Source organism: Edwardsiella ictaluri ATCC 33202, from assembly GCF_000264785.1.
GTDB lineage: Bacteria > Pseudomonadota > Gammaproteobacteria > Enterobacterales > Enterobacteriaceae > Edwardsiella > Edwardsiella ictaluri.
Genome location: NZ_AFJI01000039.1, coordinates 12,849 through 33,277 on the forward strand (window position 1 = coordinate 12,849; position 20,429 = coordinate 33,277).

Annotated in this window: 26 protein-coding genes and 1 pseudogene; 5 read left to right on the plus strand and 22 right to left on the minus strand. The window is 50.6% G+C overall.

Annotated features, from left to right (window positions below; genetic code table 11):
- From EIEH_RS04890 to EIEH_RS04915, 7 genes and pseudogenes are all read right to left on the minus strand, one after another.
- Positions 1–348: a phage holin, lambda family gene (locus tag EIEH_RS04890; RefSeq protein ID WP_035608895.1), complete on the minus strand. Its 348-nt coding sequence runs from the start codon at positions 346–348 to the stop codon at positions 1–3.
- Between the two features lie 83 nt (positions 349–431).
- On the minus strand, positions 432–761 hold the full coding sequence (locus EIEH_RS04895) for a type II toxin-antitoxin system RelE/ParE family toxin (protein WP_015871326.1): 330 nt from the start codon (positions 759–761) through the stop codon (positions 432–434).
- Positions 736–966 carry a ParD-like family protein gene (locus tag EIEH_RS04900; RefSeq protein WP_015871327.1) on the minus strand — a complete coding sequence of 77 codons (231 nt, stop codon included), beginning with the start codon at positions 964–966 and terminating at the stop codon, positions 736–738. The genes EIEH_RS04895 and EIEH_RS04900 overlap by 26 nt, the downstream gene beginning before the upstream one ends.
- 131 nt (positions 967–1,097) lie before the next feature.
- Positions 1,098–1,342: pseudogene (locus EIEH_RS17360) on the minus strand (zinc ribbon domain-containing protein); the annotation flags it as partial.
- Positions 1,343–1,447: 105 nt separating this feature from the next.
- Positions 1,448–2,266 (minus strand): TIGR02642 family protein, encoded by an 819-nt coding sequence (locus EIEH_RS04905; RefSeq protein ID WP_015871329.1) that lies wholly within the window; start codon positions 2,264–2,266, stop codon positions 1,448–1,450.
- Between the two features lie 88 nt (positions 2,267–2,354).
- Complete coding sequence (locus tag EIEH_RS04910) at positions 2,355–2,870, minus strand: hypothetical protein (RefSeq protein ID WP_034165088.1); 516 nt, start codon at positions 2,868–2,870, stop codon at positions 2,355–2,357.
- Positions 2,871–2,991: 121 nt separating this feature from the next.
- Positions 2,992–3,774: a Rha family transcriptional regulator gene (locus EIEH_RS04915; protein ID WP_015871331.1), complete on the minus strand. Its 783-nt coding sequence runs from the start codon at positions 3,772–3,774 to the stop codon at positions 2,992–2,994.
- A 448-nt stretch (positions 3,775–4,222) separates the two neighbouring features.
- Here EIEH_RS04915 and EIEH_RS04920 point away from each other — a divergent pair, with 448 nt between their 5' ends.
- From EIEH_RS04920 to dhiA, 3 genes are all read left to right on the plus strand, one after another.
- A complete protein-coding gene (locus EIEH_RS04920) occupies positions 4,223–4,552 on the plus strand; it encodes a type II toxin-antitoxin system RelE/ParE family toxin (RefSeq protein ID WP_015871332.1) in 330 nt (109 codons plus the stop codon).
- Positions 4,542–4,850, plus strand: a complete 309-nt coding sequence (locus EIEH_RS04925; RefSeq protein WP_015871333.1) for a helix-turn-helix domain-containing protein — start codon at positions 4,542–4,544, stop codon at positions 4,848–4,850. Before EIEH_RS04920 ends, EIEH_RS04925 begins: the two co-directional genes overlap by 11 nt.
- A gap of 102 nt (positions 4,851–4,952) precedes the next feature.
- Positions 4,953–5,465, plus strand: coding sequence for a type II toxin-antitoxin system antitoxin DhiA (gene dhiA / locus EIEH_RS04930; RefSeq protein WP_015871334.1), 513 nt, complete (start codon positions 4,953–4,955; stop codon positions 5,463–5,465).
- Between the two features lie 366 nt (positions 5,466–5,831).
- Here dhiA and EIEH_RS17370 read toward each other — a convergent pair whose 3' ends face one another.
- From EIEH_RS17370 to EIEH_RS04975, 12 genes are all read right to left on the minus strand, one after another.
- Positions 5,832–6,341, minus strand: a complete 510-nt coding sequence (locus tag EIEH_RS17370; protein WP_071525693.1) for a hypothetical protein — start codon at positions 6,339–6,341, stop codon at positions 5,832–5,834.
- On the minus strand, positions 6,342–7,382 hold the full coding sequence (locus tag EIEH_RS17375) for a hypothetical protein (protein ID WP_015871335.1): 1,041 nt from the start codon (positions 7,380–7,382) through the stop codon (positions 6,342–6,344).
- Positions 7,383–7,526: 144 nt separating this feature from the next.
- A complete protein-coding gene (locus EIEH_RS04935; protein WP_015871336.1) occupies positions 7,527–7,826 on the minus strand; it encodes a nuclease domain-containing protein in 300 nt (99 codons plus the stop codon).
- Between the two features lie 2 nt (positions 7,827–7,828).
- The gene (locus EIEH_RS04940) at positions 7,829–8,473 is read right to left on the minus strand and encodes a DUF1367 family protein (protein WP_015871337.1); all 645 of its coding nucleotides are present in this window, start codon (positions 8,471–8,473) and stop codon (positions 7,829–7,831) included.
- Positions 8,474–8,582: 109 nt separating this feature from the next.
- The gene (locus tag EIEH_RS04945) at positions 8,583–8,930 is read right to left on the minus strand and encodes a hypothetical protein (RefSeq protein WP_015871339.1); all 348 of its coding nucleotides are present in this window, start codon (positions 8,928–8,930) and stop codon (positions 8,583–8,585) included.
- Positions 8,931–8,959: 29 nt separating this feature from the next.
- Positions 8,960–10,342 carry a replicative DNA helicase gene (locus EIEH_RS04950; RefSeq protein ID WP_015871340.1) on the minus strand — a complete coding sequence of 461 codons (1,383 nt, stop codon included), beginning with the start codon at positions 10,340–10,342 and terminating at the stop codon, positions 8,960–8,962.
- Entirely contained in the window at positions 10,339–11,277 is a 939-nt protein-coding gene (locus tag EIEH_RS04955) for a helix-turn-helix domain-containing protein (RefSeq protein WP_015871341.1), read from the minus strand. Before EIEH_RS04955 ends, EIEH_RS04950 begins: the two co-directional genes overlap by 4 nt.
- A 3-nt stretch (positions 11,278–11,280) precedes the next feature.
- On the minus strand, positions 11,281–11,469 hold the full coding sequence (locus EIEH_RS17380) for a hypothetical protein (protein WP_071525694.1): 189 nt from the start codon (positions 11,467–11,469) through the stop codon (positions 11,281–11,283).
- A gap of 9 nt (positions 11,470–11,478) precedes the next feature.
- Positions 11,479–11,739: a hypothetical protein gene (locus tag EIEH_RS04960; protein WP_015871343.1), complete on the minus strand. Its 261-nt coding sequence runs from the start codon at positions 11,737–11,739 to the stop codon at positions 11,479–11,481.
- Positions 11,740–11,770: 31 nt separating this feature from the next.
- Positions 11,771–12,001: a hypothetical protein gene (locus tag EIEH_RS04965; RefSeq protein WP_015871344.1), complete on the minus strand. Its 231-nt coding sequence runs from the start codon at positions 11,999–12,001 to the stop codon at positions 11,771–11,773.
- The gene (locus tag EIEH_RS04970) at positions 11,998–12,354 is read right to left on the minus strand and encodes a hypothetical protein (protein WP_015871345.1); all 357 of its coding nucleotides are present in this window, start codon (positions 12,352–12,354) and stop codon (positions 11,998–12,000) included. The genes EIEH_RS04965 and EIEH_RS04970 overlap by 4 nt, the downstream gene beginning before the upstream one ends.
- 97 nt (positions 12,355–12,451) lie before the next feature.
- Positions 12,452–12,667, minus strand: a complete 216-nt coding sequence (locus tag EIEH_RS04975; RefSeq protein ID WP_012848463.1) for a transcriptional regulator — start codon at positions 12,665–12,667, stop codon at positions 12,452–12,454.
- Between the two features lie 104 nt (positions 12,668–12,771).
- Between EIEH_RS04975 and EIEH_RS04980 the strand changes: the two genes are divergently transcribed.
- On the plus strand, positions 12,772–13,464 hold the full coding sequence (locus tag EIEH_RS04980) for an XRE family transcriptional regulator (RefSeq protein WP_035608902.1): 693 nt from the start codon (positions 12,772–12,774) through the stop codon (positions 13,462–13,464).
- Positions 13,465–13,988: 524 nt separating this feature from the next.
- Here the strand turns inward: EIEH_RS04980 and EIEH_RS04985 are convergent.
- Genes EIEH_RS04985 through EIEH_RS19245 form a run of 3 tightly spaced genes read right to left on the minus strand, consistent with a single transcriptional unit; the run spans position 13,989 to position 19,460 of the window.
- Positions 13,989–16,388 carry an amidohydrolase family protein gene (locus EIEH_RS04985; RefSeq protein ID WP_015871347.1) on the minus strand — a complete coding sequence of 800 codons (2,400 nt, stop codon included), beginning with the start codon at positions 16,386–16,388 and terminating at the stop codon, positions 13,989–13,991.
- Positions 16,389–16,414: 26 nt separating this feature from the next.
- Entirely contained in the window at positions 16,415–19,273 is a 2,859-nt protein-coding gene (locus tag EIEH_RS04990; protein ID WP_015871348.1) for a hypothetical protein, read from the minus strand.
- A gap of 16 nt (positions 19,274–19,289) precedes the next feature.
- A complete protein-coding gene (locus tag EIEH_RS19245) occupies positions 19,290–19,460 on the minus strand; it encodes a hypothetical protein (RefSeq protein ID WP_158405946.1) in 171 nt (56 codons plus the stop codon).
- Between the two features lie 650 nt (positions 19,461–20,110).
- On the opposite strand from EIEH_RS19245, the gene EIEH_RS04995 reads away from it, so the two are divergent.
- Positions 20,111–20,413: a hypothetical protein gene (locus tag EIEH_RS04995; RefSeq protein ID WP_015871349.1), complete on the plus strand. Its 303-nt coding sequence runs from the start codon at positions 20,111–20,113 to the stop codon at positions 20,411–20,413.
- Positions 20,414–20,429 lie beyond the last annotated feature (16 nt).

Sequence of the window (20,429 nt, forward strand, 5' to 3'; positions counted from 1 at the left end):
TTACCGCTCCCTGTCTGTTGATATTCCCAGTTTGCGCTGCAGGATATACATCGCAAAACGCTGGATCTGCTGCACACCGATAAAGCCAATGGCACCGCCGATGGCCGGGGTCAGCGACTTCGGCAAATTAAAGTAATCCAGCGTCGCCACCACGGTCAGTGTCAGGGCACCGCATAACGCCCCCTCTAACGCCGTTTGTTTCCAGCCGCCGCCCAGATAGGTCACCCGGACAGCCGCCGTCAGAATGGCCAGTAATACGCCGCCTACCGGGGTCTCCCCTTGCCACCAGCCCCACAGCAACTCCCTCCACTCCAACCAACTTCCTGGGTTATGGTGCATATGTGCCATCTCATTACCCCGCGCTGGGGAAATTTGGATAAAAAAAAACCCGGCATTCGCCAGGGTCTGTTATTTGGAAAAATATATCGGTGTTAGCCAATGAGCTTCAAATCCGCTTTACGATGCTGCTTCTGTTCACGGTAAAAATTTTCGTGAGGTCCGATCGTTAATAGATACAGTTCTACCCGTTTTGACTGCCAGCTGTATCCCAACAGCACTAGATGATTATTCAGCGTAAACTTATGCACCCGCAGAAAGCTTAAATCTCCCTTTTTCAGCTCACCAAGCTCGGGATCGGCGATAATTTTATCGATCTCATCTTCAACCCGTGCCAGCTGAGATACCGAGAGCTTATCCAGTGCTTTCTCAAACCGCCGACTCTGATAAACCGCTATCTCACTGGCGTTTGGTCCTTCGGACATAGCGCGTCACCTTCTGGTTATTGACCTCACTCTGCGCCAACAACACCTCACTGATAAAACTGTAAGGTAAATCTGGATTATCCTCGGCTATCCGGCCAATCTTAGCCCAATGCTCAATCTGCTTAGGAACGCTACGGCTCTCAGCATCGGCATGGATCTTAGCGTCGTTGACAAACTCATCATCCAAACGAACACTCGTTGCCATTTTGCGGTGCCTCTCGGTGGTTACTCGCCATCACAGCGTATGCATAGTATGCGACATTTTGTCGCGCTGCGCAACTTTTCGCCACCAGTTAACATCCTCCCCCGCCTAAAGGCGCGGGATTCCTACTACGCTCAAACCATGATCTGAGTCGTTTCGGTGGGTTCCTGCTTCATCGAGCGACCTAACGCTGCCATCTCTCCACAGGCTAACGCGGCGTGCCCCGCCGCTAAAATATTACGGGCACCGTTTATATCGGCGTTCTCTGTATATCCACATTCCAGACACTCGAATGACTTTGTGACTGGCGGTTTTCTTTCGCTGTATGACCACAGCAGGCGCATTGCTGACTGGTGTAGGCTGGATTAATCGCCAATACCGGATAGAGATGATATATATCGAAGGATGCCGCGATTAATCGGCGATAAACATAGCTTGGTCATCTTTCCGAATTTAGCTCACTTATTAACCATTGGCAATCTCTTCATGCCACCGCCTGCCCCTCCAACATTAACCGTATCGACAAGGCATCGCCAGCCAGCTGCATCTCCTGATATAACCCACTGAGCGTATCATTCACCCATGACTGGTACTCTGACCGCCATACCTCAGGCGTTATCACCATGCCCTTATCCACCAGCGAACGCCGGAAATGGTCAGCGGTCACACTGATTTTTCCTCGGCCACCACAGGTATCACAGCAATGGGGCTGCGGGCGCAACAGCTGGCCGCTGCCTCGGCAACGTGGGCAATGGGGTGAACGGGCCGCCTCTGCGTCGGCCCAGTCGGCCAACGCCCGGCGGAGAGCCACGGAACGGCCCGCCAACGCATCGTGCTGCGCCAGATTACGCTGGTAACGCCAGCCCCCCTCACTCAGCATTACCCGGGCTTTCTCCAGTCCCTTTTGCTGGCGCTGAATAGCGGCCAGCTGCTTGGCTGCCAGCGTTGCCCGGGGGCCATGTTTGCGCAGCAGCGCCGCCAATACCACCCGCTGGGCGGGCAGCGTCCGCCCCAGTGCCACGGTGACGGCCAGCTGGCAGACGGCGGTACCATCAGGGGGATGTGGGCTCCGGCACACCCTATCAGCCGCCGCCCGCCGCGCACGCTGTTCGGCCTGACGATCTTCCCGGTAGCGGGCCAGCAGCAAATCGAAGCCGAGCGGATGGCACTGTGCCACCGCTGCAAACGCGCCCAGGATTTGCTCCCGGGTGATCCCTGGCACCGCCCGGATCAGGTACAGGCATTCTGCGCTGACGCTGCGCGGGTCAAACATCTTGATCAGTTGTTCGATGGCGATAGGCATAAACCCGATCCTCCATGAGGGAGTCTGGTTTATCCTATTTAAAAGCATGGGAATATCAATTAAATAACATTAAAAACGCCCGATATTTTCAGAGCCCTGTAAATCCATATCGATTTTTCACTTTTTTATTCACCTTGTAAATACACATTGTTGGACTAATAACCGCCACTATAGATACAACCACAAACGCTATAATCAAGAAACATGAAAAAACCAGAGAGAAAATGTTTTTTGAAATATAGCCATCATCAAAAATAGACCAACCAAAAACATGATCCAAAAAAAAGAAAAACAGAAGAGCAAGGTAGAAATATGCCATACAAAACATACGAATCATACCTTGATCTTTAAAGCACCGTCTATAAAGCTGCTTGGCTAAGAACCAATGTATTTTAGTGGCGTTAGGCGAGCTAACAATGCTGATATTGTATGACAGAATCGCTGCGGAAGAACCAAAAAGACCTAATCCTGCTACTGAAGTTACAAATGCCATTTTTAATGCATAGTCGCTATTAGGCAACACTGCTATTGTTAAAGAAACTATGGCTAAAAAGCCAGCAATCGCAGAAAAAAAACCACGCAAGAAAATAAATTGCTCTTTCATGTAATACTCCAGTTTTAGAGGCTAGATCTAAAACTAAAGCATGAAACAGCCAAACTCAAATGATTATCACCCTATTCATTTACTACCACGCCCGGCAGTCCTCCCCACCGGGCGCTCCAAACTACCCTGCCCGCCGCTCCAGCCGGGCCAGGCTTTGCCGCTCGACGTTGTTCAACCGGGAGCGGGTCTCCCCCAACAGACTCAGCTGCCGGAACTCATGCTGAATATGGTTCAATACCGGACGGAGTTCGCCGCGGTTACGCACCACCTGCTGCAGCACCTGCTTTTCAAGCTGCTGGAGCAGGCTGCGGGTTTCATGGCTGATCTCCATGATGCGCTGCAGCTCGCGGGCCAGTGCAGGCAAATCGGCGGCGGTAAAGGGATATGGGGATGGCACGCCGGTGGCCTGACGCAGCGCGTACCAGACGCCCTGATTCCAGGCGGCGCGGAACCGGAACGGATTGACGATGGAGTCGATCAGCCATTTCAGGTTTTTTATCTCCCCGTCGCAGAGCGGCTGTGGCTTAGGGGCTGAGTACGCGCCCTGCTGGCGGGTGAGCAGTTGCCTCTCCATGCGGTTGAACTCGGCGATATAGGCCTCTTTAAACGCGGCGGCACGCTTACCGGTGAAACCCATGACCAGAAAGACGAAGCCGTCTTTGGTCATCTCGTAGTAGACCACTTGGCGCTCAGCACCACTGCCTATCGCTTTATTTTTCACCATCCGCGAAAAGTTGCGGATGGTGAAATATTTTGAGCAATCAAGGGATTCTACTTTTTGCACGACGTGATGAGCTTGCTTACCAAAATAGGCAGCGACGTCATCGGTAGTTGTCACCGCCCTGCCATCGTGGATCGACACTTTGGGAGGGCGGGTAATGTTTGAGGCGTGAGAGATGGTCATAGCTTGTATCCTTTTCTAGAGGATACCCGAATGGCTCGGGTGGCCGAGTGCTAGAAACTTGTACAAGCGGCAAGCGGGCTTATTCCCATTGCTGGTATTGTATTCGCCCACACTCGGCCATATCCGAGATATGACCATAAAAAATCCGCATGTCTGACAGGTGCGGGTTCCGGCTTGCAGGTGTTTCTAGCACCTGAGCGGACTATACCCCCGGCATCGCGGATAAAACTAATTCTGATTTATGATACTTTAATTACAAATCATAAGAATGCAATAACCATCCCCTTGGAACAGTGAGTGGCATATATTTCCTAATGCTCTTAAAAACCGCCCATTCCAGGACGCCAATCCCAGCAACAGATGTTGCCGCTGCCACTACGCTCTAGCGCTCACAATTCCGATGGGCAAGAACTTGCGAAAACATAACAATATTGTTATGTTTCACTCCATGAACTACACTATTGAGTACTACAGCGAAGAGGTTCGGCTTGAGGTCGATCAGTTGCCAATGGGTATGCGGGTTCGATACCAGCATCTCGTTGAACGCATGGAAATCTACGGTAGTAATCTCGGAGAACCACACACAAGCCCTTTTGGCGATGGGCTTTTTGAGCTTCGAATCAAAGGCAGTGATGGCATCGCCCGCGTGTTTTACTGCACTCTTACCGGAAAACGTATCGTCATGCTGCACAGCTTCATCAAGAAAACCCAGAAGACGCCAAGCGCTGAACGTAAGAAGGCTGAAACCAGAATGAAGGAGGTAAAACATGGCTGGTAAACGCACCCCCCCCACGATGACGCATGATGAAATGGCTGCAAAATGGATGGAAGACCCGGCATTTAAAGCAGAATACGATGCCATCGAAGAGGAATACGCCCTACTCGATGAAATGCTCGCAGCCCGCAAAAACGCGGGGCTGACCCAGGCGCAGGTCGCCGAACGTATGGGAACCAAGGCTACAGCGATCACTCGCATGGAAAGTAATTTAGCCTCCGGCCAAAGCGGGCCATCATTCGCCACGCTGAAAAAATTTGCACACGCGACCGGCAAGAAACTGCAGATCCGGTTTGTCTGATCTCCTGCCGCATCCTGCACGGTGCGGCCGTAGTCGTCGTTCTACAGATAGCCGACTAACCATGACTCGTCTCCCTCTCCCGTAAGAGGCAGCTATGCAGCTATGTTGAAAATTATTGATGTGGATGTGGTCGGCGACCATGTTATCGAGGTCGAATTTAGCGACGGCTTCCGTGGTAGGGCTGATTTAGCCGCGCTGTTCAGCAAACCGCCCTTCTCTGCGATCGCCGACTTTAACCGCTTTTCCCTGACAGCCAGCGGCGTGCTGAACTGGGGAGATGCCGAGCTTTCTGCCGATACGGTTAGGCGCATCAGCAAAGGCGCAGTGGTATCGGCATCCTCACGCGCACTCACGCCAGAAAATGTAGAAGCGATCCTCCGCCAGGCCACCTGGGAATCCATGAGCGAGGGGCGCCCGGATATTTTGCAGGCCGCGTTAAGGGGATACGCGGAACAGCTGGGCCACGCGGACGTCATCAAGAGGGCCGGGATTGCCAGCCGCAGCAGTGCATACAAAACGCTATCGCCATCAACGAACCCCAGCTTTAAATCGCTGGCAAAGATCAGCGGCGCGATTTTGGCTATCGTGCGTGAAAATAACGCGCAGCATGGTTAAGGGCTTACTGTGCGCTGTCTGCTCCACCTTTCAGTGGTGGGGGGAAAGATATTACCTCTTGTCACTGTTATCTATTTTTACTGCTGGTACGGAGGCCGATTCACTCTGTGGAGTGCTCAGTTCTTCTCTAAGCTGATGGAGCAATACTTCTCGACGCAATTCATCAACCCGCACTTCAATTTTCGCACGACTTTCAGGACTACACTGCGTTAACAGACTATCCAACGTTGCCATTTTAAGATCTCCAATATTCAGATTGTCTCACCTCGAAGACACGACATCCCTCCTAGTTGAAGGTTTTACTTACAAATCATACATATCTAACACGCTAAGCTTATCCAATAAACAAAAACCTATATATACGCATCATTTCCGTTTATTGACGGGCAAGATAGAGTTCGCAGCATCTTTAGATCTCTTTTGTAATGAGTGGTTCCTTTTAATCATATCAGGCCCAATCAAGCTACAAACAATCGTAAAAAGCTGCAACAATGTCAAAAAAACCAAAATCAGATAAGATGCACCTCTAAAAAACTCTTTATGCACTAAAAAGAAAGTTATTTGTTTTATTAAAGGCGCCGTCACACCAATTATTAATACTGATGCTAAGATTACAGTTGAGTAAACAATTGGAGTAAAAAGTCTTGTTATCCCACCTCCATTAGGTTCACCGTCAACACCACCACCTCTAAATGATTTTTTCAAGCGTTCCGGGTAAATAATTGCAAACCAAGCCCCAACAACAGCAAATATAATTGATGCTGTAGTACGTAAGGCCTCATAAAGAGGCCATTGGGATGAAAATGGCACATTCCTTCCAAAATAGGCAGAAGCAATCAAAATAGCAAAAAGGAATATACCACTTAATATTTTCATCTAAACTCCGGCCTCACGCAATATGAGCTCCCTCTTACCAACAAGTTCATTGAGAAGAGAGGCGGATGTTACAAACTCAGCATTCCGACGCTCTAAGTTTAAAGGAAATTGAGTTCTAGCCAATGAGCGACTTAACCAATATGTCTTTGAATCACCAGAGAAAGTAAATCCATAGTCGCAAGAATTAGTATCATGATTATCATTCCAATCATCAATCATTCCATTGATATCATCAATATCTACTTCCGGAGAAAGCTCATATTTTATCTTTGTTGACACATCACTTGATTGTGCTTGACTGACACGCATACCAATTAATAGTTTTTGCCAAAGGCTATAATCCTCAGCTTTAGACACATCCAATTCAACTATTTTTTCAATCTTTGACACGCTATTAGCTCGCTGTCTAATAAAATCATGTTTTCCAGGATTTCTTACTAAACCAACTGAAAATTGTGGTCGGTGTTTTTTCTTTGGCAAAGAATCATCATCAGGATTAACTTTATAACCTTTAATTACAATATCATATGTACCATCTGCTTGATCTGTCATTTCTGCCACAACATGACTCGATGACTGTTTTAAAAAGCTATGGAGATAAACCTGCATTGCTTTTTGGCCAGTTAGAGCATGATTAAGTTTAATACTTGCCACCAAATTCATGGATGGAACGAACCAAAAATAAGTTGCAAATCCTGGAATACTACCTGGTTCGATCGAATTCAGTATAACATCTGGACTCTCTCCAAATTCCGCATCTGCCTGTACGGATGGAACACTTTGATCTGTAGAGGGTACTTCATTCCAAAGAAGTAATACCACGTTATCATCAGCACGCTTCATATCAAGTAAATAAGTTGGTAAAACCTCATCATTTCCTTCATATGTCTTTGTTTGCTTAAAACTTTTCCCTTCTGCCCATGAAGCAAGATCTGTCAGCATCTCAGCACAATTACCAAATGCGGGGAGCAAATCTCCATAGCCGTAGTAGCCACACTTATGAATTCTATAAAATGTAATTGTTGCCGTTTCTAGGATCATAAACTCTCATCCAATAAGTAGGGAAAGATCCTAATTTAATACCAACTCTCTAAAAATGGGATACTGGTTATTTAGCCATATATAAACTGTATACATATACAGTACCACGATAATTCTCTACATCAAGAAGATATCGCCTATCGTTTAATCATCTATCACTACCCTCAGCGTCCAATACAGCGCCGCCAGCATCACCTCCTCCCGCTCGCCGGGTCGCCAGTCATAGGGTGCCCGGCCATCCAATACATCGTGGCAGGCCGAACAGCCATACACCGCCCAGAAATCATCCGACTTGTACCCCATGCCATGCATCGGGCTGGCTAGATGGCACAGCACCACCGTCTGCGGATCACCGTTACAAATTCCGGGAATTTGCAGGGTACACCCCTGCCCCCGGGCCGACTCCCGCCACGCCCGGCTGCGAAACGCCCCTGATTTTTTCATCACTAAAACGCCATCAGCTGATCCACCGCCAGCGCCATTTCTGCCTCGCTGGCAAAATGCTGGCTCAGGGTCTCATTCCAAATCACCCCGGCCACCCCGCGATAGATACGGTCAAAGGTCGCCTGATCCATATTGGCAAAGGCAATGCTCCAGCGCTGGCGGTAGGTGCCGCCGTCCGGCGCCGGCTTCACATCACAGAACCCGGCCCGGGTCATCACGTGGTTCAGGTAGGCCTCCTCGGTTTTGAGCGCCTCGGCATCGAACAGCCCGCGCCGTTTCTCCGCCAGCCGGGCCAGCACCCCCTGCGCAATCTGCCGCGTTACGTTGTCATACAGCGCCGGATCGGCGGCCGCCTCGGCGATACGCCGCGCCACCGCATGGGCGACCCAGCTTTCCGAACGGCTGACAAAATCCCAACGGGGAACCCAGTACTGCATCCCCAGCGCCAGCAGCTTAAAAAATTTGCGGTGGTGCTTCAGGTTGCGCCGATCGCCCACCGGCTGCAGCGCAATCGGCGTACCGACCGGCACCGCCCGCATCACGTCACGATCGTGATCGGTGGCATAGCGGATCCCGCCGCCCGGCAGCAGCACGCCCAGCGCCTCGGCTTTATGGCGGCGCGGCGACCTCCCCTGCACACTGCTCATAAAATCGCCTCAGAATGGCTCAGGCGCGGCGTAGCCATCAATGCCGTGGGTTGGTATGGCTGATATCCTAAAAACGCCGCAGCGTGGCGCACAGGCGAAAATTTCACCATCACACGCTCCCATCGCGGCGGGCGGGCACCAGTCGGTAAAACCAGACCGTTTTGCCGCTGTCGGGATTGCGCACCTTGCGCACCTGCTTGACCAGCCCGTGGCGCAGCACGCTGACCTGCCGCAGCCGGGCGCTGATGGCCGCCTGGGTATCCCCCTCCCGCGGGAACAGCTGCAGCAGGCGACGCTCCAGGCCGCGCAGCGTGTGCCAGTCGGCGCCGGCGGCGACGATGATCACGCGGCTCATCTGGGTACTGCCGCCAACGCAGCCCCGCTCACGGCTCAGCGCCCGCAGCCCGTTGTTGATGCTGGCACGCTCTTGAAAACTGACGCTCGGTTTCACGTCCATCGTCTCTCCTCCCTGTCTCATGTCGGCGCTCACACTCTGGCGCCGCGGTAACGCGCTGCCAGCGGCGGCTGATCCATCGGAGTACACAGCCGCCGCGCCTCCTCCTGATCGCACTCCACAAAATGGCCGTTGATAAAACGCTGGTAAATCACCGCCCCGGCCTGACCAAAGCGGCTTTTGGTGACGATCAGCTCCGCATGGTGCCGGGCCGGGGTATCGGGGTGATAAATCACGTCGCGGTACAGCATGACGATCAGGTCGGCATCCTGCTCAATGCTGCCGGAGTCACGCAGATCGGCGCTGACCGGCCGCTTGTTGGGGCGTTTTTCCACCTCGCGGGACAGCTGGCTCAGCGCAATCACCGGCGTCCCCAGCTCCTTCGCCATGCTCTTCAGGCTGCCGGAAATATGCGCGATGGCCAGATCGTGGCGCTCGGCGCGCGGTTTTTCGATCAGCCCCAGATAGTCCACCAGGATCAGCGACAGCGTCGGGTGTGCCTGCTTTTGGCGCTCGGCCATGGCGCGGATTTTCTCCACGCTCAAACGGGCGGTATCGACGATCCAGAGATCCAGCCCATCCAGCGCCGCGACGCCCTGCGATACCCGCCCCCAGCCCTCGTCATCCAGCGTGGCCGGATTACGCAGCACCGACACCGCCAGCCCGCCGGCTGCGGCAATGCCCCGCTCGGCCAACTGCTGCGCGCCCATCTCCAGGCTGAAGATCAGCACCCCGCGCCGCTGTGAGGTGCCGGGTAACGTGCGGGCGGCCACCGACGTGGCAATGCGCATGGCCAGCGCGGTTTTCCCCATCCCCGGGCGCCCGGCGATGATGATCAAATCCTGCGGATTCACCCCGCCGGTCACCGCATCCAGCGACGCGATCCCCAGCCGGAGGGTGTCCGACTCCAGCCCATTGTTCAGGCGCCGCTCCAGCGTCTCGGTAAAATCCCCCATCACCTCGCCCAGCACCACCGGTACAGGCTCCAGCCGGGGACGGCGGATCAGCGACAGGCGGCTCATCAGGGTATCCATCGCCTGCCCGGCCTGCTCGATACTGGCGCTGATGATTTCCCGGCGCATGCCATCCAGGGTGACGGCGAACTGCCTGCGCTGGTACTCCTGGCTGACCATTTCCGCATAGCCCGCCAGATTGGCGGCGCTGGGGCAGTGTTTGGCCGTGCTCATCACATCGGCAAAGTGCTCATCCCCACACTCCTCGGCCACCATCAGCGAGTCGATCAGGTTACGGGCTCTGGCCTGACGCTGAATAACCCGGTACACCGTCCGGTACAGCGGGATCGAAAACGCGGCAGGCTCCAGCGACGCCAGCACCTCCTGCGCAGCCGGTGTCAGGCCACCCAGCAGCAGGCCACCGATCACACTGGACTCCAGGTACTGGAGATTGGCGTTCACAGTGTCCCCTCCCGTACCCGGGTCAGGGTTTTCTGGCGCAGCAGGTAATCAAAATCGGCGATCCAGCCCGCATCGCCGAAGCCAAAGTAAAACGGCTTGGCATGGTCGAGAAACGCCGAGACATAGGCCCGGAAGCCCTCCAGATTCGGTGTCGCCAACGATTTCACCAGCGAACGCAGTTTACGCTTACGCTCCTCGTTGACGGTCACCGCATGGGGGAGCCTGTCGCCCACCAGCGCGTTGTAGGCCGCCAGATAAGCGCCATAGTCCATACGTTCAGCAGGTCGTCGGGTGAGATTTTCCGGTTCTGGGTGATCGGCGTCAGGATTATCGGGTTTGCGATAGTGTCGATCGGGCGCTGTCCAATCCGGTTTTCCCCGATCGGTTTTGTCCTTGTCGGGCTCAACGCATTCGCTGTTGTTGGGGGGTAAGGGGGGTATAGGTTCTAATGATAGGTTCTTAATGATAGGTTCTGGGTGCAATGGCTGCTCCACCCCTAGTGAATCAAACGACAAACCCTGGCGTATGTGTTGCACTGGCACCTCAGACAAAGACGCACCATTTGCACCGGCTGATCCCGCCCCCTGCGCAGCACCCTTTTTTTCCTGATTTTCGGCCGGAGGCAGATCGCCCTTTTCATCCTCATCCGGCGGCATCTGTAAGCGCTTTTCCAGGGTCAGATGATAAATATTCGACTGGTGACCGCCATTTTTGCTCTTGCGCGGCTCCACCCACAAAAAGCCCTGCTCATGCAGCCATTTGATATGGTGCTGCACCGAACGCTCGGCCATCTCGCAGGTCGCCGCCAGATACGGGATCGACGGCCAGCACTCGCCCTGATCGTTGGCGTTGTCGGCCAGCTTCAGCAGCACCAATTTGCGCAGAGGATTCCCTGTCTTAATTTTCATGGCCATCGCCATCAGCATCATGCTCATAGGTCACCAACCGTTTTTCGTCACTGTGGAAATTCGCATCGCCAAACGACGGGCGCAGTCAACCGATGCCGCGACATGGCGGCACTCGACATAGGCCCGCTTGGCCTGCAGGATAAACACTGCCTGAAGCCGGCGGGAGGCTCCCGCCAGATCATGGTGAAGCGTGTGAGAGAGTGCGTACGATAGGCTCATCCCTCCCCCTTAGCGCCGGGCGCTCGCCAACCGGGCGAGACGCTGCTGGCGCTGCTGGCTGCGCTCCTGAACGGTGCCGTACGCCACCACCCAGCGCCGCGCCACCCGCAGGCAGTCATCAAAGAGCTTGCCGCAGCGGGATGCCTGGGTGGAGTGCGCAGCATAGTGCGCGACACCCGCCTCCGCCCCCTTGCGCGCCAGCGCCTCGTCGAAGCCCTCGCCCACCAGCTGGCGCCGAATATTGTCGTGAATGAATTGCGACCAGCTCATCGGACACCTCCCGGCGCCGACGGCGGCAGCGTTAACGGGAAAAGGGGCTGTCGTCCTGCTGTGTTGTGTGCCATACCTGCTCTCCTGTGCCGGAGGCCACACCGCCCGATTCGCGCGAAAAAAACGCCCGCACCACGCCCGGCAAAGCCCCTGTGATGGCCAAACGCCGGGTCTCCTCCCCGGCCAAATCCAACTTCTCACCGACAATCCCGGCGATCAGCGCCACGGATTGTGCGGTGTTCAGTTTCTGCTGCCGTTTCATAACGCTGCTCTGCCCGATGCCGGCAGCGGCGGCAACCAGTCGGGGGCTGAAATGTCGGCGGCCTGCAACGCCAGATGCACATGGATCAGCATCTCCGGCGCCTCGGCGAACATCGCCAGAAAGCCACGGATCGCCGCGATATTGGTTTCAACAGCCGGATTGGAAGACATGGCGGAGGACGCCGCCCGAATGGTCGCCAGCTCGGACTCCGTCCAGCGGGTCTTGATCTGATCATCGCGCAGCAGGTGCAGCGGCAGGCCGGGCTTACCCACGCGCTTACGGGCCAGCAGCTGCTGGCGCAAGATGTCCAACTGGGCCCCTGCCGGGGAAAGGGAGGGATGGTGTATGGTCATAGGTCAGTCCTTAATCGGGTTAAAGGACTATCCCCACAGCGTCCAACGAGGATAGGGATTGCTGTTATGTAATGCGTATCACTTTTAGAAAGCTCTATTAGTTATCTAAAATCTCATATAAATCGGGACGAATATTGATGGCTAAAATCTTTCCTCCTGTTGCCAGCTCAATCCGCTTTGCGCTGATTGCGGATGGTTTTTTCTTGCCACGAAGCCATTCGGAAACCGATGGCTGCCGAACGCCACACGAACGGGCTAACTCCTGCTGGCCACCGGCCAGAGCGATAGCCTCTTTGATAAGGCTGTTGGTCATAGCTCCCCCTGCGCTCCTCAATGGATCAATTATAACTAAAGCTATCGAACAAGCAATAGCTTTTGGTTTTTGACTGTATATAACCTTAGTTATAGAGTTCTGTTATGAACGAAAATACATTTGCAGACAGACTTAGCCTCGCCATGGCAGAGGCAAAAATGACACAGGCCTCTCTGGCGGAGGCTGTAGGAATGGCTCAACCCAGCGTATGGAAACTGACATCAGGAAAGGCTAAGAGCTCTCGCAAAGTTGTCGAGATCGCGGCGGTGCTTGGGGTTCAGCCTGAATGGTTATCAGCTGGACGGGGGCCCATGAGGAAGGATAATGGGGTTGTGATCTCATCCCTGCCATTACCGAAGGATGACTCTTATATCATAAGCGTCATGGATATTTCTTACAGCTGCGGTCCAGGGAGCAACAACAAAGATTACCCGGATATCATCCGGTCTATATCACTAGAGCCTGATTACGCCCGTAGGGTGTTTGGTGGTCGCTCGAACAACGTCATTCGGGCGATAAATGCCAACGGCGATAGTATGAAAGGAACGATTGACCCCGAAGATTTAGTCTTTATCGATATATCGGTAAAATACTTCGACGGGGATGGGGTTTACGCATTTACCTATGGAAGTACCTCACATATCAAGAGGCTACAAATGGTAAAAAACACCCTCACTGTCATCTCTGATAACCCCGCGTATGCTAACTGGAGCATTGAAAAAGAAGATGAAGACCAGATGCACATCAACGGAAAAGTTATCATTAATTGGCCAATGCGATTAGTCAGATTCGCATAGTTGCACCGCGTCATAGAAACCGGCTTATAGCCGGTTTTTTCATCTCCCTCGATCCACTCCAGATATCACGATAACCCGCCTCCATATCAAAAAAACTCCATTAGCTATAAATAAATTACTTTAGATATCAACAAAAAGCACGAAGCCGGTATCATTTTATAGCTTTAGGTATTTACTTGAACGATAGCTAAGGCTATGGTGGTCTCGAAATGTGACGCTTATTTAGCCTATGCCTCCGCTAACAGCGAGCAAGACGGCGATGGCTCATGGGCAGTAAAAGCGCCCGACCTACCGGACGCTCCGCTCTTTAACAATCAAAACCATGCACTCGGCGTTGAGCGAAGAGATTCGCATAACTCAGTTCCCAGGCATCCCCAGGCATCACGGTGCTATGGCATCCCTGGCCAGCAGCGGACAATGGTGAGTGCAATCTACTAACTAAACGTCCGCGAAGAGCGATTTGCGGACGTTAACGTTTAACCCAGCGAGTCTTGAACGATCACAGAATCATCAATGTATACAGGCTAGCTAACATCATGAAAGCGATAAATCCGCCCATTCTCATTCACCTCTGCCACCTTTCCCAAAGCCTCCGCTGGCGACAAACCGAAATTTCGGGTTAACACAATGAACAGATGATAGAACTCGGATTTCAAATCTGCGGCAAAGATCCCCGGATCATCAGATCCAAGACAAATAGACATAGGAACATCACCTTCAATCGCCTCACCCGGCAAGCCCATCCAGCGAAAGATATGATGCTCGCTGACATCTCGATACTGACTGATACGGGTATTGCTGGTCGGAGGGCATTCTATCGCAATGTTTCGGTCTGCCATTTTTGCCATTACAGCTTGTTGTAATGCAACAACCGCTTCATCCGGCAAATATTCCAGGGCAACTTCAACATATTCACCACGCTGCTTTCGCACATTGTCAGATGTAAGCCATTGCTTATACAACTTCAGGGGCCTTTTCATACCCGTCGTTTTAACCAACTCTCTGGCGCGCTCGTACTCTTCCAACCAGAGGGATTTAGGTTTTAATGGCCCATTTAGTTCACCCAGCAGACCTTCCGATTCCGCCAACAGCCCCCGCATTTCAAATACCTGATCAAGGGTGGTAATCGAGACTTCTTCTTCCAGCGAAAACACTTTATGGGCCAAGCGAACTGCTTCAATCGCTGCATCACTGGCGTAACGCAGCAGTTCCGGATGACTTCGAAGTTCCCGCCAGATAAACACCAAATCGAGCAATCTCGTCTCTTTGGTCATGGACAAAGACAAGGGCAAAGAGCGTTTCCAGATATTAGGTGTGATGCCAATCGCCGTGCAGTGGCCAAGGCGGTCGCCATTACGCAATGGCAAAAATCTCAAGGCATCATCAATGGATCGAATACCACTGATCAGATGCGGAAAGTCCTCGCCAACATGATAGGTAAAATGAGCAATACCTGATTTGGCTAGCACCCGGAACAAGGGGCTAAACAACTCCGGTGGTGCGTGCATCTCATTAGCTGCGGCATCCACTCCTCGAATCCAGCCTGTCAGGCGCGGTTCAGACTTCAGCATGTCCATCAGAATAGCTGCCTGATTTTTCAGTTCTTTGAATAGTAATGCGTAAGGATAGACCTCACCATTTTTTGGCTTTCTTTTAATAAAGTGCGGCACTAGCGCCAGTTCTGCACACTTGCCATGAGGTTCAACCAGTTCGAGGTTATCGAGCACTTGCGACATAGTCAGCGGCTTCTCATGCACCCATTCCAGAGACATATGAGCACTCAGGTATTCCCAATATCCTCTTAACACACTGAAGAGCAGTTTTTGCATTTTTCTTGGGTCGCTCTTCGGAGCAAAACGTCCTTCCAGATAACGCACCTGAGAATACACACCAGCACCATGGGCATGTTTAAAACGAGACAAATAAGATTTCTCTGTTTCCTCCCTCAACTCCGTCATGGTGTAATTCTGGAACTGATCAAAACCGAAAAAATCGTCTCGCTGAACCAGTAAGGTCAAGTACTGATTTTGCATCAGCAGGTAAACCCAAAGCAGTCGTTCTAAACCTTCGGGCGCATTATACCGCCATTTTTCCAACAACCCGGTTAGCCAGCAAAATTCAGACTCCTGACTGTATTTGTCGTCAGTTGGCCAAACCGTCGCAAACCCATACTCCTGGCCATTATGCAGAATGGTGCTATCCGCCAACTGCTGCGGATACTGCATCGATGCTATCCATTCTGGCAACTCCACGCCCTGAGCAACCCGACAAAGAATTTCACGAATATTACAGGCGATTTGCAAACGATCCTTAAAGATTTCAGGCGTCAGAGAGGGGTCAATCTGGGCGCAGAGTTGTTTCATCTCTTGAGATGCCCAGCCCTTCTCGAAATCTCTGACGCTCACATCTGGGTGCTTGAGTGCATCCAGCCAACACTCTTCCGCACTGGTACTGCCATTCAGGTGTTGGTGAGTTTCGTGTAGGCATTCACGGGTAATGTAGTCTTCAACCGTTGGGTGATATGGGTATAAAGGCCAGCGAAAGCTATATTCCTGACTGGCAGCCCCAGGGTTAAATACCTGATGACACGCCATAATTGGTAGGCACGACACTCGGCTCATCAGCGTTTGCCATTCCGAGAACATAGGTAGATCGATTTTGGGGCCACCTTTCTCGTTTTTAATAAACTTTTCAGCTATCTGGCGTAAGGTCGCTACTGGGCCGAGTTTCATATTCCGCTGTTTGATTTGCTGCACTAAAGATGACCAAGCCGATTTAGCTACATGATCAGGCAAACTACGCTCCTGTTCGTATTGAGCAAGGAACACAGATGACTCCACCCTCTCATCAAGTGATACCTCATCCAAAGAGACTGTGCTCAGCCTATGCAACAGTACTGTTGAGTTAAGAAGAAACCTTTCCATACCCAATCCTTATACGAAGATCATTATCATTTTTCTTCGCCGTTACTTAATGAAGGCGACTTGGTTTTCCTAGCTGGCGTAACCTTATCGTATGACGCTCCGACGATTGTGGAGGAGTTCAGCGATGTTATAGTGTTTTGAGACACCTGTTGTTTAATGTTTATTTCTCGATCACCATTTTTAGAAAAACAGTCCCATTCTTTATCAGAAAGTAATTTTCCGCCAACAATTTTATCAATCAGTTCATTGAAACTTGCTTCCTTGCTCAGTGCTTTGGCTGAACAATTAACCCCTCCAACAGGAAAAATGAACGGATGTAGAATTGGACAGCTAATTAATAAGAAAAACAATGGGTGGGTATCGCTCCATGTTTTCTTATCCGCTGTCAATTCTTCACTAATTACTTTTATCTTTTTCTCAAACTCATCAACCGAAGTAACTGGGTTTAGTCTTAACCCCTCACCGATATATTCCCTATCACTAACCGAATGATATAAGCTCTCTTCAACCAATACCGCATGAAGAAAAGCCAAAACATTAAAACGCATAATTTTTGCAGCATTTGATTGACTGGCCATTAGTCCATGCGCTGCATCTTTATAGAGCCTGGTTTTATGCTGATCAGCCACATTATTAAGGTTAAAATAGAACCGAGTCCATACTTTACCAATCAAAAGTGCCGACGGACGAATTTCAATCTCAATTTCTTTTACTTTATTAAGCCATTGCTCAACTTTTGTAATGGCATCAGAAAATTCCGTTGTGCCATCCTGCTGATGGTCATCCTGTTGACTATCAGCAGTTACGTCATCATCCATGGGATCAAGGTCAATATCCAAAACAGCAGCATCTTTATCCGCCCTTTTACTTGAGCCTTTCATTTCTGCACGAGCAGCAGCCTCGCTCCATGGGGGAACAATACATGTTGTCTGAGCTACAACTTTATTAAAAGCATTAGTAATGGCAGGTCTTTCACAACGACATGCAGAGATATCTGCAATAGCACCAATCAGATTAAAAACACTACTGAAATCCATAAGGTTATTTGAAGCTACCGTACTCAAAGAAGCAGCCATTGCGGCTTTTGCCAAACCATTCTCAGTATTAATGTTAAATTTTTTGTAACCCTCTGGCATCTTTTGGCGTGATTTACGATTTAACTGCACCATACCAAGAAAAACGCCAACATTTTCATCATTAGGGTTGTTTGCAACCACCGCACAACATCGATTAGCCCAATGTGAGGCGCTTTCAATTCTGCCAACAGACATATAAGATACATATTCACTAACAAGCTGTTCGAATTTTTCTCTATCATTTTCAGCCTGTGCTAACTCGGTTACAAATTGGTTGAATATGCTGACAGAACCACAACCAACCAAAAGCATCTGTAGGAACTTTGACAGACTGCCCTGACAGTTTTCACTTACCTGAGACGCTAAGTAAATAGAGCAATTTCTTAATGCTTCACTTTCAGACTGAGGCCGCAAATAAAATCCGGTATTAAAATCACGATCCTGCTTTACATAGGTAAAAATGTCCTTACAGAGTGAATCCATACCAAACCGATGCTGTTCATAATTTAACCCCGCACGATAAATGCTGCTTAGCATCGAACCATATAAGGCATTTCTAAGTAAATTCGGAACTGATAACTCATCAGGCCTTTCATTTCTTCTTTTTTTACTATCAAGCTTTACCGATGTAGCATGATATTTTTTAGTATAAAAATCCTGAAGCACCTGCATCAACAACCGCACTGGCTGCTTCAGCAGTTCATTCACATACATGTCAGCATCAGAGCCCTCTCTCAAATTAAGGCCTTCCCTAACAGCATCGCCAATCGCTTGCCGAACATCTATGGCATCAATATCCTGCATGCCAGGCTCGGTCTTAACCTTGATCTTCTCTTTACCGACTTTTCCCTTTTCGCCGACCAGTTGCAACATGGTTTTCAGTTGAATACGCTTTTGTACCGGAAAAAGTTTTAATAAATATTGCTGTTCAAGGTGTTCAACCATATAGCCTCGCTCTGCTAAGCGGGCGCTCTCTTTTTCCTGATCGAGCAAAGTTTTGCTGTAATTTTCGTATTGTTTACCGCGAATCAATTGGGAGTATAGGCGCAAGTCACCTGTAGCCACCACCACCAACTTCCCGCTGTTAAAGAATTTACGAATAGATTCAAGCACATCCCAACCAGCGTCAAACTGAGTATCAATATCATCAAAGGTGATCAAAATGGCCTTGCAGCCGAGAATTTCACACGCACGTTTAACCAGCTCCTCAAAGATTTCTGACAAATCCTGGCCACCAATGGAGTAATCAAGCTGAGTATCCAGCTTCAAAGCATCACTGAAATATTCCGGCTTATATTCCTTGTCTGTGAGCAGATGTAAACCACGCTGGAGCTGCGCAAGGTGATTCTGCCATTGTTCTTTTTGTTTTTTATAGTCATTCGACGCCCAGCATCCTTTTAACTTGTCGGACACCATTTTATTCAGACGGGCAGTCACAGTGACCAAAATTGGTTCATGACGCGGCAACTTGGTAGGGTCGATGGTCGGCAAACACTTGATGCTGACTTTTACATCACCTTGGTCACTGTTTAGAGATTTGACCACGCTATTGATAAAAGTGGTTTTACCCGCACCGCGAGTACCATCCACAAAAAATACATTACGACCGGACTCATCAATAAACCGTGTTAGCCCAGCAGACTTATCGGTGTCAGGAAGGGTAACCGAGTTTCGGATAGTCTCGACCAACTGATCACGCAGAGATTTTTGAATGAGATCATCTTCTTTGGTACTTCCGGGAAGATTGGGAGCAAACAAGTTGATGATGATTTTTCCCTCGGTTGTTTCAGTCTGTACGCTATCTGTCATGTCCGTATCAATCCATTTATTTTGATTTTTTGCCAGCCTTAGTATCAGACTGGTGCTTTAAATTTCCACTGAGTTGATTCATGCAATGCTCAGTGCCCTTAGCTTCAATCAGTTCGTTGGGGCGCTTCGCCACGATTCGTCCTACAAAACTACCTGGAGCGCTAATAAAACTGACCACCTCATTCACTGCCCTCATCCTCGCGACTGAACGGTTCGTTTTGTCGAGCAGACATTGCTGCGCGGAGTATGGGACCGAGGATAATGCATAACATGCTGATATTGTGTCGTCACACCTTCACTAGCTCTAACGGATGTTATACTATTATTAAATTATTGATAAATATTAACTACAATTAATTACCACTCCTGTGATCAAAAGCGTATTGGTATATTATTACTTTTTTCTAGCCATTTATTTTAGGTTAGTCTACGCTAAATGCCTAAATTAGCGCACTTTAACTTCCTCAGCAACAAACAAGTGTTGCCTATTTATTTACTCAAAGCGGGCCTGTTTTGTGGCGAAAATAAAAAACCCTTAGTATTTATCCACATAAACAACCAATGTCCGCTCCTGACACAAAGCCGACTATCACTATAATTACTCCACGCAATCAACCATTAAGCAACATGCAATAATCAATAATATAATTCCCAATTGAAATAATAATACCCAGCTGCGGTCTGCACTGTCATTACGGGCGTCATGGCGGTGAGCCATAGACCGCAGCTGGATATGTTATTACACCACCGCGCCGGTGTTCCCCGCCGTACCGGCCTATCCATTCAGCCCCCTCCCCGCCTTATCGGGCTATTTCTATCACACCATGGAGAACCATCATGTCTATTGAAGCACTGCAAAACGCCGTCGCCATCCTGCTGCAAAAACCAGATCGCCCCTTCGCCGTCGGCGATGTGGTGGTAAAAAAAGAGGGCATCGGCAGTATCACCACGCGCCCACACATTGGCGAAAAGGTTATCGTCAGCCACGTGTTTGCAACCCCGGTGCTCAACCTGCAGGAAAAGTCCGGCAGCCTTTACTATTCACAGTTCTACGATATCCGCATCGCCTTCTTTGACCGCGACGGGGATTTGGTCGAACTGGCCGAAGACGCACGCCGTTTCCGCCACGCAGGCGACTAATCCCTACCCCAGGCCG